Here is a 15,027-nt window from a genome sequence, read left to right on the forward strand (position 1 = left end):
TATGGCGTTCGATTGGGGATACTTTTTTTCATTATTTAGCATTGGGGCATTCTGGCAGGCGTGCGTGACGGTTATCGTGATCAGCACCTTGTCCTGGGGGATCGGCCTGGTGGTCGGTTTTCTGCTAGCCTGCGCGAAGCTCTCGGCGCCGCGCTGGATCAAGATCCCCGTCGAACTCTATATCTGGTTTTTCCGCAGCGTGCCGCTGATGGTGCTGCTGGTGTTTGTCTACAACCTGCCGCAGCTGTTTCCGCTGACCCAGCCGCTGCTCGGGGTGCCGTTTATCGCCGGGCTGGTGTCGATGACCGTCACCGAAGCGGCCTATATGGCGGAGATCCATCGCGGCGGGCTGTTGTCGGTGGCCAAAGGGCAAAGCGAGGCGGGCCATGCGCTGAGCTTCAGCTTTATCGGCATCCAGCGGCTGATTGTTATTCCTCAGGCGTTTCGCATCTCGTTGCCGACGCTGATCAATGAATACATCACCATCATTAAGCTGAGCTCGATTTTATCGGTAGTCTCCTTACCCGAGCTGCTGCTCACCGGCCAGCGCTTGTATGCGCAAAATTTCCTCGTGATGGAGACGCTGCTGGCGGTGGCGGTGTACTACGTCATGGTGGTTACCGTCTTCACCTGGCTGTTCCGGGCGCTGGAGAATAGCCTCGATATTCAGCGCAAGCGTCCGCAAACGCTCAGCGAGGCGGAATGCCAGGCGCTGCGCCAGAGCCTGCCGGCGATGACGGAAGCGATCAACACCCCGGCCGTCAACGGCGCGCCGCCGGCGCTGGATCTGCGGGGCATCCGCAAATCCTGGGGCCAGCATGAGGTGCTGAAAGGCATCGACCTGCAGGTAGATAACGGGGAGGTGATCAGCATCATCGGCCCGTCCGGCTCCGGCAAAACAACCCTGATCCGCACCATCAACGCCCTCGAAAGCATTGATGGCGGGGAGATCATTCTCTACGGCGAGGACTATCTGAAAGGCGGAGCCATCGTCGATAAGCGCCAGATGCGCGCCGGGGTGCGGCGCATCGGCATGGTCTTCCAGAGCTTCAACCTGTTCCCCCACCGCACGGTGCTCGACAACGTGATGCTGGCCCCGCGCTACCACCAGCTGCTGGATCAGCCGGTCGCCCGCGAGCAGGCCCTGGCGCTGCTCGACCGCGTCGGTCTGCTGGCCCATGCCCACAAGTACCCCGGACAGCTCTCCGGCGGCCAGCAGCAGCGCGTGGCGATCGCCCGGGCGCTGGCGCTGAAGCCGGACATCATGCTGTTTGACGAACCGACCTCGGCGCTGGATCCCGAGCTGGTGGGCGAGGTGCTGAAGGTTATTCAGTCGCTGGCCCGCGAAGGTATGACCATGCTGATTGTCACCCACGAGATGGACTTCGCCCTGTCGATTTCCGACCGCGTGGTGCTGATGGAGAACGGCGTGGTGCAGGCCGACATCGCCCCGCAGGTGATCCGCAGCCCGCTGGAGGCCCCTTCTCTGCAACGAATCCGTGAATTTATGGGAGTGCACTAAATGGCAACTGAGCAACACCTGCGCCAGCAGCTGGCCGCCGCCTACCGTCTGGCGGCGCTGTTCGGCTGGGAGGATACCCTCTACACCCACTTCTCCGTGCGCCTGCCCGGCGACGGCGAGCCGCGCTTTTTAATTAATCCCTTCGGCATGATGTTTGATGAGGTCACCGCCAGCAATCTGATCGTGGTGGATATGCAGGGCAAGGTCGTAGAGGGCGAGGCGCCGGCTAACTCGGCGGGCTTCACCATCCACAGCGCGGTGCATATGGCCCGGGAAGACGCCCACTGCGTGATCCACACCCACACCCTGCCGGGGATGGCGGTGGCCGCCTGCGAGGACGGCCTGCTGCAGCTCAACCAGATCAGCACCGAGTTTTACCAGCGCGTCGGCTACCACCCCTATGAAGGGGTGGCCTTTGACCTCGACGAACGGGCGCGCATTCAGCGCTCGCTGGGGAATAATATCGCCATGATCCTGCAGAGCCACGGCCTGCTGTCGGTGGGCCGTACCGTGGCTGACGCCTTTTACATCATGTTCTACCTCAATCGTGCCTGCGAGATCCAGATGGCCGCCGCCCAGCTGGCGGCCCTCAGCCCGATCCACACCATCGCCCCGCACCTCAGCCAGCACGCCTGCGAGCAGCTGATGGGCGTGGAGCATGAACGTCAACAGGTCTGGCAGGCGTGGTTGCGCCGTCTTGACCGTCTCGATACTTCTTACAAAGACTAACGCCTATGTCCGATATCACTATCGTGGTGGATTGTAACGACGCGGATTTCGCCCGCGATATCTGCGCCGCCCTGCAGCAGTTTCCCGACGTCACCGCGCTCCTGCCCCATCACCAGGCGGCGCGCGACGCGCAGTACGCCAGCTGCTGGTTCCCGAACCCGCAGCTGTTGACCCGCTCGCCAGGGCTGAAGCTGATCCAGGCCGCGTCCGCCGGGGTCGATCATCTGCCGCCCGCGCTGTTCGCCAGCGATATCCCGCTGTGCCGGGTGATCGATGAGGACTTTCGTCACGGCATGTTCGAATATGCCCTGTGGGGCGTGCTGTGGTTCCAGCGTTATTTTGACCGGGCGCTGGCCCACCAGCGGACCCAAACCTGGAAGCTCTATCCCCAGCGCGCCGCCGCCGACTTCCATATCGGCATTATGGGACTCGGCGAAATTGGCGGCTATATCGCCGACCAGCTGGCCCGCCTTGGCTATCGGGTCTCCGGCTGGTCGCGCAGTGAGAAGCAGCTGGCTGGCGTCACCTGCTACCGCGGCGAGGAGGCGCTCGACAGCTTCCTCGGGTCGCTTGACGGGCTGATTAACCTCCTGCCGCTCACCGCGCAGACCCGGGGTATTCTCGCCGCGCCGCTCTTCAGCCGGCTTCCCGCCGGGGCGGTGTTAATCAACTGCGGGCGTGGAGAGCATATGGTCAATGAGGATGTGCTGGCGGCGCTGGAGAGCGGCCAGCTCGCCGGAGCGGTGCTCGACGTCTTCCCGCAGGAGCCATTGCCGGCGGACGATCCGCTGTGGCGCCATCCGCAGGTGGTGATCACCCCGCATATGGCCTCTGCGGCCCCCGCCGAGGTGATCGCCCGCCAGCTGCTGGAGAACATTCAGCGCCAGCGTCGCGGGCTGCCGCTCAAAAACCTGGTCAATAAGCACGCCGGTTACTGATCCCCACCGATACCGCCGCTGCTACGCTTAATGGGAGATCCACAACCAGAAGGCAGGAACATGAAGATTGATTTATCGGGGAAAGTCGCGCTGGTCACCGCCTCCACGGCGGGTATCGGCTTTGCTATCGCCAAAGGCCTGGCGGAGAGCGGCGCAGAGATCATCCTTAACGGGCGCAGCGAGCAGAGTGTGAACGCCGCGATCGCCCGGTTGCAAAATGAGGTGCCGGGGGCGAAAGCGCGCCGCGCCGTCGCCGACCTCAGCGGCGCCGACGGCGCGGCACAGCTGCTGCAGGCCGTGACCGGCGTCGATATTCTGGTCAATAACGCCGGGATCTACGGCCCGCAGGATTTTTACGCCACCGATGACGCGACCTGGGAAAACTACTGGCAGACCAACGTCATGTCCGGCGTGCGCCTGTCGCGGGGGCTGCTGCCGGCGATGGTCAGTAAAGGCTGGGGGCGGGTGGTGTTTATCTCCTCGGAATCGGCGCGCAATATCCCGGCGGATATGATCCACTATGGCGTCACCAAGACCGCCCAGCTGTCGCTGGCCCGCGGCCTGGCGAAATATGTCGCCGGCAGCGGAGTGACCGTTAACAGCGTTCTGCCGGGGCCGACGATTTCCGACGGCTTTGCCGAAATGCTGAAAGACGAAGTGGCGAAAACCGGCCAGTCGCTGGAGGAACTGGCGAAAGCGTTTGTCATGACCCATCGTCCGAGTTCGGTGATCCAGCGGGCGGCCTCGGTGGAAGAGGTCGCCAATATGGTGGTATACGTCTGCTCGCCGCAGGCGTCGGCCACCTCCGGCGCCGCGCTGCGCGTTGACGGCGGCGTGGTGGATGATATTCTCTGACGTCCTCTCATTCAGGGGAGTCCCCCTCCCCTGTCGTCTTTCCCGGCGCTAAAAAGCGCAAAACGTTAAAAAACAGCCGCAAAGTCGCACAAAGTGAACAGGAACATGTATTCCCAAAACTTATGATATTTGTTTTAAATATAAGTTGTGGTGTTAATGTCTCTGTTACGAAGCTTGCTTTTCTTTCTCGGCGCGGCGGTCGCGGCCGCCATCGCGGTACTCTGCCTGTGGGTGGATATTCGGGTATTTGGCAACGACATCCCGGAGGTGTCGCTCACCGAAGTGGTTCAGGAGAGCGTGCTGGCCGTCATCGTGCTGGTTCATCTTCTGCTGGCGCGCAAATATGCCCACCTGCGCTATAGCAATATCCTCATCGGTGGCTTCTTCCTCGCCATGCTGATCCGCGAACTGGATGGCCTGTTTGATTTACTCTCCCATGGCAGCTGGGTGTGGTTTGCCCTGCTGGCTACCGCAGGGTCCCTGCTGATGCCGCTGCGCCATTTGCGCCAGACCCTGTCGCAGCTGGCGGATTATACCCGCACCCCGTATTACGGGATGATGATCAGCGGCCTGCTGGCGATTCTGGTCTTCTCGCGGCTGTTCGGTATGCACGGCCTGTGGTACGCCGTGCTGGATGAGAACTACGCTCGGGTGGTGAAAAATACGGTGGAGGAAGGCAGCGAGTCGTTTGGCTATATGCTGTGCCTGACCGCCACCCTCGGCTACGCCTGCTACTTCCGCGACCTGGCGCGACAGACGCTGTCGCCGCAGCGCTGACCGCGGCCGACAACCACCGCCGGACGCGCCCGTCGGCGGTGGGGCCCTCAGCGCTTAACCGCGAATTTTCCACTTCCGTTTGAGAACCTCTTTATCCTGGCTATCCAGCCACTGGTTCACTTTCTCCAGCAGCGCCGGATTATCTTTACTCATCATATACACCTTGTCGCTGGCGGTGCCGGCGAACGGCGTCTCGTTGGCGACGCAGAACACGCCGGGCTCTTTGCTCTGGTAATAGTCGCCTTCGATCAGATCGGTCACCATCATATCGGCCGTTTTCTGCCGCAGCGCCTCCAGGTTATCGACGTTGTTCTTCACGCGAATGATCTGCGCCTGCTTAATATGCTCATCGACAAAGCTCTGGTTGGTGCCGCCAGGGTTGACGACCACCTTCACCTCCGGACGGTCTATCTTCGCCAGCGATCCAAGTCGGGGGGCGGCCTGACAGTTGGCTAAGGCGATTTTACCGTTCGCCACCACCGGGTGGCTGAGGGCGAACTCCTTCGCCCGCGCCGGGGTCTGCGTCACGCCGCCCATCGCAATATCAAACTTGTCCGCCTGCAGATCGGCGGCGAGCGCCGGCCAGCTGGTGTAGACGAAGCTCACCTTCAGCCCCAGCGTGCGCCCGAGATCGCGGGCCATGTCCACGTCATAGCCCTGCAGCTCGCCGGCGGCATTGCGAAACGCCAGCGGGGCGTAGTCGCCCGGCACGCCGACCTTCAGTTCACCGCTGTGCTCGATGGTTTGCATATCGCGCGCCTGGGCGCCGCAGGTCATTATCGCCAGCGTCAGCGCCAGCCCCACCGTCAGTTTCATCTCGCCATCCTTATTGTTATCGGGTTTTCGCGCCGGGGTGGCCGTCCGCTTCTCAGTCAACACCATCCGCAGCGCGTAACAGGGAATTCATCCTATTTTTAAACATCGGGACATACAACCCGACGATCGGGTTGCCGATCGCAAATCTGAAAACGAAACAGGGCTATCGCCCGGTGAATGATTTCTCATCCGCCGGGCGTAGCTTTACGCCAGCGATCGTATTTTCCAGACTGAAACCGTGCCGAATTAAGCACAAAAAACAGCAGCAAGAGAGAAGCAACCAATTGAATAAATTAATAATTTATTTAAATGCACGATATTTCGCGTTCAGACACCGATAACTACCGTCTTATTTACTCCAGCATTCCTCCACATTACTATCCCGGAAAACGCAGGTAATAAATAACAAGCATATATTAATTCCAGGCGACAATATATTTGCCAAATAAATGAATTAATAAAAAACATGCCCGATTAAAGTCATTTTGTGCCGTATCTGACCCGCAAAATAATGACCCTGGCGCCAGGTTTACCGGCACGACAGGAGGAATGAACATGAAAATAACCACCCTGGGTCTGGCGATGCTCTTCGTCGGACTGGCCGCCGGCCCGGTTTACGCGGCCGACGGCACGCTAAATTTCATCGGCAGGGTCGTGAACGGCGCCTGCAAACTCGAAGGGGCGGGCAATAACGGGGTCATCGACATCAGCATGGGCGATATTCCGCTGTCGAGACTGAAAAACAGCCAGTCGGGTACCGGGCCAGCGGTCGGCGTCGATATTCGCGTCAAAGATTGCGAGAAAGGCACCTACTACATTGTGGTGGATGGCCCCTCTCCCACCGCCACGCCTGAAAATCATGTGCTGGCCCTCAACGATAGCGGTAAGCCGGCCGGCAGCGTGGGTATTCTGCTCACCGACCGTACGGGGACGCCAATCGGCCTCGATGCACACCTCGATCCACAGCACGATCCCCGCATCGAGATCCCGGTGGACGGCGGCTCCGGCACCTTCAGTCTGAAAGCCTTCTATTACACCTGGGATAAAGCCCACGTACTCCCCGGCGACGGCAACGCAACGGCCCGGTTTACCATTATGCAGGAATAGCTTCCCGGTCAGGGATGAGACGTAAAGGGAGCGAAGATGAAAATACAGCTGGCTGTGCTGTTGAGCGCCATGACCTTTCAGGCCTGCGCCGGGATCACCATCGATGCCACGCGGGTGGTCTACTCAGGAAAAGACAAAGCCGCCACCCTGAACATTCATAACCGCAGCCGCACACCTTATAAAGTGCAGATCTGGCTGGACGCCGGGCTCAACAGGTCGCGCGTCGGCCTGCCGATGGTGGCGACCCCGCCGCTGGTCTATTTATCACCCCAGCAAACCGCCCAGCTGCGCTTTATCTATCTCGGCGGCGGGCTCCCCGCCGATCGGGAAAGCCTGTACTGGGTCAATATTCAGGAGAATCCGCCGCCGTCAGACGGTAACCATACGCTGCAGTTTATCGTCCGCACCCGCCTGAAGCTCTTTTATCGTCCTCCCGCCATCGCCACCACCCTCGCCAGAGAGGTGCGAAAGCTGCAGTGGCAGCAGAGCGGCAATAACCTGCGCTTAACTAACTCAGGCCCACTGCATATCACCCTGGTCAACGGGGCGCTGATCGATAATAAAGGCCACATTTCGCCGATGAGAAACGTGATGCTCCGGCCGTACAGCAGCTATACCGTGTCAACGACCGACAGCGCTCGCCTGTACAAGCTGAACTATATCGACGATGACGGCGCGGTGGTGGCGATCCCCCTTCAGGCGGCCTATGCTCCGGCCCCACGCTAGTTATACTCGAGGGCGAAGGTCACCATGCTGTCGGCTGTGCCCGCCGTCACCGTGGCGTCAGTTTGCACATACTGGGCGTTAAAATTAATGGCCTCAGCCGTGCCGGCGTTACTGCCGGTTACCCTTTTCAGGATCGGCAAGTTGCTGGCCTCATTGATTTTAACGCTGGTGCCATCGGACACTGCCGCGCCGGGGTTATTGCCGTAGGTCAGCTTCACGCCGACGCCGCTGGCGCTGTTGCTGGCCTTGCTTAGCGCCAGGGTATCACTCTCCACGCTGACGCCGAAAAAGCCGATGCGCACATCGGTCGGCGACGGACAGAACACCGGGATCGAAAAGCGCTTCGCCTGGCCGCCGGTGCTCCCTTTACCGTGAAACTCCGCCCGGTTTACCGTGCCCAGACTGACCTGGATCGTTGAGGTCGCCACCTGGCAGCTGCCGCTGCTGCCAATGTCCACGTTCAGGGCGGCGATATCAATGCTGACCGGCGCGCTGGCGACAAAGCCGGCGTTTCCGTTGGCCTGCTGTTCAATGGTCACCTCCCCTACCTGCGGCAGCGGCGACGAGTTGGTATGCGTCCCGTCCGCCAGCTGTACCGTACCGGTCTTATAGAAGGTTAGCGCGATCCTGACCGTCGTCTGCTGCTGCGTCATGAGCGCCGGGAGCATCGTGCTGTCGCAGACCACCACCGACTCGCCGCCAGCGGAGTGGCTGCCGTCGATAGCGCGCATCGGGCCGCCGGCGCACTGGAAGCTAAGCGAGTAGCCGATGCCGTCGATGGCGCTGGGGTAGACGTGCTGTCCGTTAATCACCACCGGCGAGCCGCCGGTTTTCAGCTGTTTGTAGACAATGCGTTTGGCGCTCGCCGTCGGCAGCTGCAGGTCGCAGGAAAAGGGGATCCCGCTGCCGTTATCCGCCATCGCGCTGGTCATCTGGGTATTGACCGGCAGCGTGGGCAAATACTTGATATTGGGAATATTGACGGTGGTCTGGCCGATATTCGCGCGGCAGTTTTCAGCCCGCGCGCCGGGAAGATAGCCGCTCAACGCCAGCAAAAAGAGAAAAGGAAGTAGACGAAAAACAGATTTCATAGCCGCCTCAGCGTGACTGGCACAGCCCGGAGACGGTTTTCACCGTATTCAGACTCTGCTGTGGGTTATCCGCAAGATGAAAATGCATCGTGCAACTCTGCGACTGGTTATTGACGACCCAGCTCACCGCCAGGGTTCCCTCCTGCGGCACGCCGCTGAGGTACACCTGACCGCCGTCGGCTACCATGCCGCCCGGCGCATTGCCGCTCTCCTCCGTCCCGACCAACCGTGCGCTGGCGCCAAAGGGTAACGGCCCCTGCGCGTTGCGCAGGGTAAATAGCACCCGGTTGCCTATGCGGGTCCGGTAGTTGGCCATCACCACCGCGCCGCCGCCGGGGATCACCGTCTGACCCTGCTGGTCGACGTCGGTATCATCCGCCATCGACTCCGTGTCGAGGGTAATGACATTTTTCCGGTAGGTGGTCAGAGACGGCACCACGGCATAGCCGCGCCAGTCGGTGTGCACATTGTTGCCGTTTTGCACCGCCACGCCGGCAGCCCCCGGCGCGCGGACGATGGCGAAGCTCTCGCCCACCGTCTGACCGAAGGTCACGCCGTGCGGATGCGCGACCACCGAGCCGGCGCCTCCCCAGGTCAGCTGATTACTGGCGGCGTCATGGCGATAGCCGAGCTGCGCGTTGCCGAAGCCGCCGTGGTAGTCCAGGGCGACGCTGCTGTTGGTGCCCCGTCCCTGGTTGCCGTAGCCCTGCTGAACCGAGTAGAACAGATTCGGCCGCGTCGGTACCGCGCCATACAGCGACACCTGCTGCGAGGTATAGCCATTGCTGTCCGAGGTGGTGTTGTAGCTCACCGCGCTGTCGGACAGCGGACCGCCCAGCGGAATATTGATATTGAAAGACCAGGAGCGGTCATTTTTTTGCTGGCCGCTGGCGCGGGTGTAGTAATAGCCCACGCCCCAGGAGATCCCTTTCCAGGCGCTGTAGAATCCAAGATGCACCGTCTCATCCCGACTCTGCCGGTGCCAGTATTCCTGCGACCAGGCGGAAACCGCCAGACTGCCCAGACCGCCGAGGCTTTGTGACACCGACACTTCCTCCCGGCGGCGCCGGTTGTCCACCTGCCCCTGCGCGCTTTCGAGGGCGCTGGCTTCGGCAAAATCGTAATAGCCGCTGGAGGAGTAGCGATAGCTGGCGAGGCTGAACGTGGTGCCCGAGCTGACGAAATCTTTCTGATACTGAGCGCGCAGCGAATGGCCCGCATAGCGCTTGCCCGACGGCGTACGGGTGACGGCCTGGGTGACGTCGCCTCCCAGCGAACCGAACTCGCCAAAGCCGCGGCCCAGGCCCAGCGCCCACGACTGATAATCCTGGGCCAGCTGCGTGCCGCCGTAGAGGGTAAATCCCGCCGACAGACCATAGAACAGGGTGCCCTGCAGGAATTCCGGCGAGCGCACCGAATCCGCCCCGGAGTGGTAGCGACCGGCGCTGAGGCTGAATTTGCCGCGCCCTTCGCGCAGCATATACGGCACGGCGGAATAGGGCTGGGTAAAGGTGCGCACCGAACCATTGCTCTCGGTCACCTTCACCTCCAGATCGCCGCTCTGCGAGGTGGGATAAAGATCGCTGATGGCGAACGCCCCCGGCGACACGAAGGTTTCGTAGATCACATACCCGTGCTGGGAGACGGTCACTTTGGCATTGCTGTGCGCCACGCCGCGGATGGTAGGGGCAAAGCCGCGCTGGCTGTCCGGGAGCATCTCATCGTCAGACATCAGCTGGACGCCGCGAAACGGGATGCTGTCAAACACATCGCCGGTGGTGTAAGTATCGCCGATCCGCAGCAGACTCTTCAGCGAGCGGACGTCGCGCTGCAGCCAGGTGCTCTGTGAATCCCAGTGCCGGCGCTGCTGGTCGTACTGCATTGAGGAGATATTGCGCAGCCGCCAGGCGCCCAGGTTCACGCCGCTGCGTAAATTGAGATAGTTTGAGCGGCTGCTCTCCCCTTCATCGGCATTCTTTATCTGCGCGCCGGAAAAATAGTAATCGACAAACGCGGCCGGCACGCCATCGTCCCAGCGCGAGGGATCGACATAGCCGCGGCTTTGCACGTTCATCGCCGCCTGGGGAATGCTCAGCGTCAGGCGCTGGTTAGCGAAGGTGAAGCGGCTGCTGGCGTCGGGAATAAACTTCTCGATCCGGGTGAAGGTCTCACCTTCATGCAGCGTTTGAAAAGCCGGAAACGCGCTGACGTTGACCCCATAATCCGCCAGCTGCCCGGGCGTCAGCACCGGCTGCAGCTGCCCGCCATCGTCAACAAAGGTGATATTGGCCTGGCCCAGCTCCTGGTCGTTAACCACCACGGTGACAGGATAAGTCCCCGGCTGCTGCCCGCCGGGTTTGGCGAAGTAGTGCAGATCGGAGGTTTGCTGCTGCGGGTCGGCAAACTCCAGCGCCGCCGGATCAAAATAGTCGTCGGCCAGCGCCCGGCTCAGCGGGCTGAGACAGCACATCATCGTCGGCAGCGTCGCCAGCGCCAGCGCCCGTCCGGCGGTGACGGGCAACGCGGCATACTCGCGCACCCTGGCTGTTGTTATTCTTTTCATGCTGGCGCCGTCCGGTAAGCTCATCACAAAGGGGAATTACTGCTGGGCGTAATCGCTGACGCCGCCGTAGTCGTTAATCGCCCGCCATTTGACGGTGCCGTGCCCGCTCACCGGCCACGTTTTCTCGCCAAAGGGGGCCACCATGCCAGGCTCGTCGATGGCCTTCCCGCCCACTTCGACGGCGTAAAAAGAGACAAAATAGGGAGTGGGGTTTGCCACCGTCAGATGGCCGCCGGACTGGCTAAACTTCAGCTGCTGCCAGGCTTTAGCCGGGTCGCCCGCCAGGCCGTTGGGGCGATAAAAGATTTTGAATTTCGACTTAATATTGACCTGCAGCTTGTTCACCTCGCCCTTGGGCGTCGGGGCGATACTTTTGACGTTCAGCCAGTAGACCGATTCACGGTCGCTGGGCAGCGAGGCGCCAATAAAGTTAATGCGCAGGACGTTATTTTGCTCCGGATCGAGACGGAATAAGGGCGGCGTAACAATAAAGGGCACCTTGGCCTTATCGTTTTCCGCGTAATTTTCCACCCACGACTGCACCAGATAGGGCGTATGGGTATCGGCATTAGTGACTGAAATAGCGGCTTCACGCTTCCCTTCCTGATAAATCACACGGGTTCCACCCATGACAATACCGGCCTGCGCTGCCGTGGAGCACAGCAGAAAGGCCGCAACGGCAATTATTTTCTTCATCATGACTTACCATCAGGTAAAGGTTGAACAAACAATAAAATAAAGCAGGGAATATCAGAGCCAGTACCCGTCGGGATAATTAGCAAAAACAACTATACCGTCACGAATATAGTCCGTGACTTTATGACAATTATCACTTTAGCTATCTGCAATTAATCAGGACGCAGTGGACTGACTCTGAATAGCGCGCAATATGATTAGTTATAAATCATATTGAAATTAGCCGTACCGTTGGCATCGCCTGCCGTCACCGCACCGGTGGAGATATAGTCGGCGAAAAACTTGAGGTCGGCAGTGCCGGTGCCGGCAGTCGCGCCCGCAACGACATTTTTGGCTTGAGACGCTTTGCCGAGGCTGACCGCCGTAGACTTGTCATCTTCATACAGCTTGATCGCCACGCCAGCGGCGCCGCCGGTGGTCGCCAGCAGCGTGTTATCCGACTGATCGCGCGCGCCGTCAAACAGCACTGCAACATTTTTTACGCTGGCGGGGCAATCTTTCACACTGATATGGAAAGGCGTTTTGGTGGTTTCAAAACCTGTGCTGGTAAAATAGGTGCTGGCCCATTTGCCCAGATCCACCGTCTGGCTGGTGGATGCGCTGTCGATATTGCAGGAGCTGTCGGTGATTGATCCATTGAAGATAACCTGTCCGCCGGTACCCTGGGTACCCGCTTTGGAGCCTGGGTTAACGTTAATGGTTGGCGTAGTAACAGAAATTGCAGCGCCAGAAACCAACGCTCCCATGAGAATTGCCATAATACGAAGTTGCGTTTTCATTATTTATCTCATCGTTAACGAATATATTTTCCCGTCATCGACAATAGCCCCATGGCTATCGCGAAACGGCTCGTCCGTTCCTCCCTGTAAATGTTCATTACGTTCCTTCCGCAGGATAATCGGCACACGTCCTTTGACTCCGCTTTATTTCTCCGAAAGATGGCCATGAATAACAAGCAGAAGAAAAAGAGTTATTTTGATGTGCAAAATAAATATATTACCCGATGTAAAAAAAGGCAACCTGATGAAATGTTACATACAGGTTAATGACTATACTCGCCATAAAGTTATTTTTTGAAATGGCATTTCGATGTTAATTTACATATCTATACAAAAGAAAATTAAATACTTCTCAACAACAACACGTCAATTTTATTAACAAATTTAAAGGTAATTGCTCAAAAAAGCGTCTTGTTTTATTGTGCTCAAACCCGGCGCCACGAAAAAATTAGGAATTTTCTTGGTATTAATCTTCATCATTTCTACACAAATTAGGGCAAAGCGCTCCTGATCCGCGCTGTAATTTCTTGTTCTGGAAGTATTTTTATTTTCAAATGAAAGCTATTACTTCATTAACCCAAATGTATTGCCGTTATCCGCCACCGTAACCGCTCCCTTTCACCGGGTTATTTTGACGCAAAAAAAATCCGCAATCCGAACGGATTGCGGACTGAGGATCAATCAGTAATGAGATGAACTTCAGAACAGGCCCAGCGGCGCGGTGCCGTAGCTCACCAGCAGGTTTTTGGTTTGCTGATAGGCATCCAGCGCCATCTTGTGCGTTTCCCGCCCGACGCCGGACTGTTTGTAGCCGCCGAACGCCGCATGAGCCGGGTAGACATGATAACAGTTGGTCCATACGCGACCGGCCTGAATACCGCGCCCCATGCGATAGGCGAGATTGGTATCGCGCGTCCACACCCCGGCGCCGAGGCCAAACTGGGTCTCATTGGCGATAGCCAGCGCTTCCGCTTCGTCCTTAAAGGTGGTCACCCCGATCACCGGCCCAAAGATCTCCTCCTGGAAGGAGCGCATATCGTTGCGACCTTTAATCAGCGTGGGCTGAATATAAAAACCATTATCCAGCGCCGGCGCGATCGCCGCCCGCTCGCCGCCGGTGAGGATTTGTCCGCCCTCTTCCCGGGCAATCTGAATATAAGAGAGGATCTTGTCGAACTGCTGGCGGGAAGCCTGGGCGCCGATCATGGTGTCGGTATCTAACGGATCGCCGCGACGGATCTGCGCCACCTTCTCCATGACCCGCGCCATAAAGGGCTCATAGATGGATTCATGGATCAGCGCCCGCGACGGGCAAGTACAGACCTCACCCTGGTTGAAGAAACCGAGCACCAGCCCCTCCACCGCCTTCTCAATAAACTCCTCTTCACCCTCCATCACGTCGGCGAAGTAAATATTGGGCGATTTGCCCCCCAGCTCGACGGTGCAGGGGATAATATTCTCCGCCGCACAGGCGAGAATATGTCGCCCGACCGGCGTGGAGCCGGTAAACGCCAGCTTGGCGATACGCTTGCTGGTGGCCAGCGCCTCGCCCGCCTCTTTGCCGAAGCCCTGCACCACGTTCAGCACCCCCGCCGGGAACAGATCGCCGATCAGCTCCAGCAGCAGGGTAATACTCAGCGGCGTCTGTTCCGCCGGCTTGAGCACCACGCAGTTCCCCGCCGCCAGGGCCGGGGCCAGCTTCCACGCGGCCATCAGCAGCGGGAAGTTCCACGGGATAATCTGACCGACCACCCCCAGCGGTTCATGGAAATGGTAGGCCACCGTGGTTTCGTCAATTTCGGCAGTGCTTCCCTCCTGGGCGCGCAGGCAGCCGGCGAAGTAGCGAAAGTGATCCACCGCCAGCGGCAGGTCGGCATTCAGCGTTTCGCGGATCGGTTTGCCGTTGTCCCAGCTCTCCGCCACCGCCAGATATTCCAGATGCTGTTCAATACGGTCGGCGACCTGCAGCAGCAGCCTGGAGCGCTGTTGCACTGAGGTTTTGCCCCACGCCGGCGCCGCACGGTGGGCGGCGTCGAGGGCGAAGTCAATGTCTCTGGCATCCGACCGGGGAAACTGCGCAATGTTGCTGCCGTCTACCGGGGAGGTATTCATAAAGAATTCACCGCTCAGCGGCTCGACAAATTTACCGTCAATAAAGTTGCCGTAAGCGGATTTCAATGAAACCAGGGCGCCGGGCTGGCCAGGGTGTGCATAACGCATCGCAAATCTCCTTCTGTAGGGTTGAGACGCAGCGGCATATTGATTTTTTAAACTTGCCGCCGAACGCTTCTCACTTTGCAGGGGTTATGCCAGTTTTTCATTTTCTCTAAATAGGTTTATTTATTAACAGGTTGTATTCACTGGCTGGGCAGATGGTCAGCCACTGTCGCACGGGTTTCCACTTATGTGTTGCAAATCGCAACACCAA

Annotated in this window: 13 protein-coding genes; 7 read left to right on the forward strand and 6 right to left on the reverse strand. The window is 59.1% G+C overall.

What is annotated here, in order from left to right:
• Nucleotide 1 precedes the first annotated feature (1 nt).
• The 5 genes from ACOI6Z_RS05490 to ACOI6Z_RS05510 all read left to right on the forward strand — a co-directional run bounded on the left by ACOI6Z_RS05490 (nt 2) and on the right by ACOI6Z_RS05510 (nt 4,821).
• Nucleotides 2-1,522: an amino acid ABC transporter permease/ATP-binding protein gene (locus ACOI6Z_RS05490; protein ID WP_023290727.1), complete on the forward strand. Its 1,521-nt coding sequence runs from the start codon at nt 2-4 to the stop codon at nt 1,520-1,522.
• Nucleotides 1,523-2,251 carry a class II aldolase/adducin family protein gene (locus ACOI6Z_RS05495; protein ID WP_032453783.1) on the forward strand — a complete coding sequence of 243 codons (729 nt, stop codon included), beginning with the start codon at nt 1,523-1,525 and terminating at the stop codon, nt 2,249-2,251.
• A gap of 5 nt (nt 2,252-2,256) precedes the next feature.
• A complete protein-coding gene (locus ACOI6Z_RS05500) occupies nt 2,257-3,189 on the forward strand; it encodes a 2-hydroxyacid dehydrogenase (protein ID WP_032453784.1) in 933 nt (310 codons plus the stop codon).
• Between the two features lie 60 nt (nt 3,190-3,249).
• The gene (locus ACOI6Z_RS05505) at nt 3,250-4,044 is read left to right on the forward strand and encodes an SDR family NAD(P)-dependent oxidoreductase (RefSeq protein ID WP_065812307.1); all 795 of its coding nucleotides are present in this window, start codon (nt 3,250-3,252) and stop codon (nt 4,042-4,044) included.
• Between the two features lie 156 nt (nt 4,045-4,200).
• Entirely contained in the window at nt 4,201-4,821 is a 621-nt protein-coding gene (locus tag ACOI6Z_RS05510) for a hypothetical protein (protein ID WP_023290731.1), read from the forward strand.
• Nucleotides 4,822-4,875: 54 nt separating this feature from the next.
• On the opposite strand, the gene ACOI6Z_RS05515 is transcribed toward ACOI6Z_RS05510, so the two are convergent.
• Nucleotides 4,876-5,637 (reverse strand): transporter substrate-binding domain-containing protein, encoded by a 762-nt coding sequence (locus ACOI6Z_RS05515; protein ID WP_065812308.1) that lies wholly within the window; start codon nt 5,635-5,637, stop codon nt 4,876-4,878.
• A gap of 555 nt (nt 5,638-6,192) precedes the next feature.
• On the opposite strand from ACOI6Z_RS05515, the gene ACOI6Z_RS05520 reads away from it, so the two are divergent.
• On the forward strand, nt 6,193-6,744 hold the full coding sequence (locus ACOI6Z_RS05520) for a fimbrial protein (RefSeq protein WP_023290733.1): 552 nt from the start codon (nt 6,193-6,195) through the stop codon (nt 6,742-6,744).
• 36 nt (nt 6,745-6,780) lie between these two features.
• A complete protein-coding gene (locus ACOI6Z_RS05525; RefSeq protein WP_023290734.1) occupies nt 6,781-7,470 on the forward strand; it encodes a molecular chaperone in 690 nt (229 codons plus the stop codon).
• Here ACOI6Z_RS05525 and ACOI6Z_RS05530 read toward each other — a convergent pair.
• The 5 genes from ACOI6Z_RS05530 to ACOI6Z_RS05550 all read right to left on the reverse strand — a co-directional run bounded on the left by ACOI6Z_RS05530 (nt 7,467) and on the right by ACOI6Z_RS05550 (nt 14,819).
• Entirely contained in the window at nt 7,467-8,561 is a 1,095-nt protein-coding gene (locus tag ACOI6Z_RS05530) for a fimbrial protein (RefSeq protein WP_065812309.1), read from the reverse strand. The genes ACOI6Z_RS05525 and ACOI6Z_RS05530 overlap by 4 nt on opposite strands.
• 7 nt (nt 8,562-8,568) lie before the next feature.
• Nucleotides 8,569-11,124: a fimbria/pilus outer membrane usher protein gene (locus ACOI6Z_RS05535; protein ID WP_064155080.1), complete on the reverse strand. Its 2,556-nt coding sequence runs from the start codon at nt 11,122-11,124 to the stop codon at nt 8,569-8,571.
• Between the two features lie 36 nt (nt 11,125-11,160).
• Nucleotides 11,161-11,823 carry a molecular chaperone gene (locus ACOI6Z_RS05540; RefSeq protein WP_032418427.1) on the reverse strand — a complete coding sequence of 221 codons (663 nt, stop codon included), beginning with the start codon at nt 11,821-11,823 and terminating at the stop codon, nt 11,161-11,163.
• Between the two features lie 194 nt (nt 11,824-12,017).
• Nucleotides 12,018-12,599, reverse strand: a complete 582-nt coding sequence (locus ACOI6Z_RS05545) for a fimbrial protein (RefSeq protein WP_048334308.1) — start codon at nt 12,597-12,599, stop codon at nt 12,018-12,020.
• 699 nt (nt 12,600-13,298) lie between these two features.
• Nucleotides 13,299-14,819, reverse strand: a complete 1,521-nt coding sequence (locus tag ACOI6Z_RS05550; protein WP_032453792.1) for an aldehyde dehydrogenase family protein — start codon at nt 14,817-14,819, stop codon at nt 13,299-13,301.
• Between the last annotated feature and the right edge of the window lie 208 nt (nt 14,820-15,027).

This window comes from Klebsiella sp. C239 (assembly GCF_048822715.1).
GTDB classification, from domain to species: domain Bacteria; phylum Pseudomonadota; class Gammaproteobacteria; order Enterobacterales; family Enterobacteriaceae; genus Klebsiella; species Klebsiella quasipneumoniae.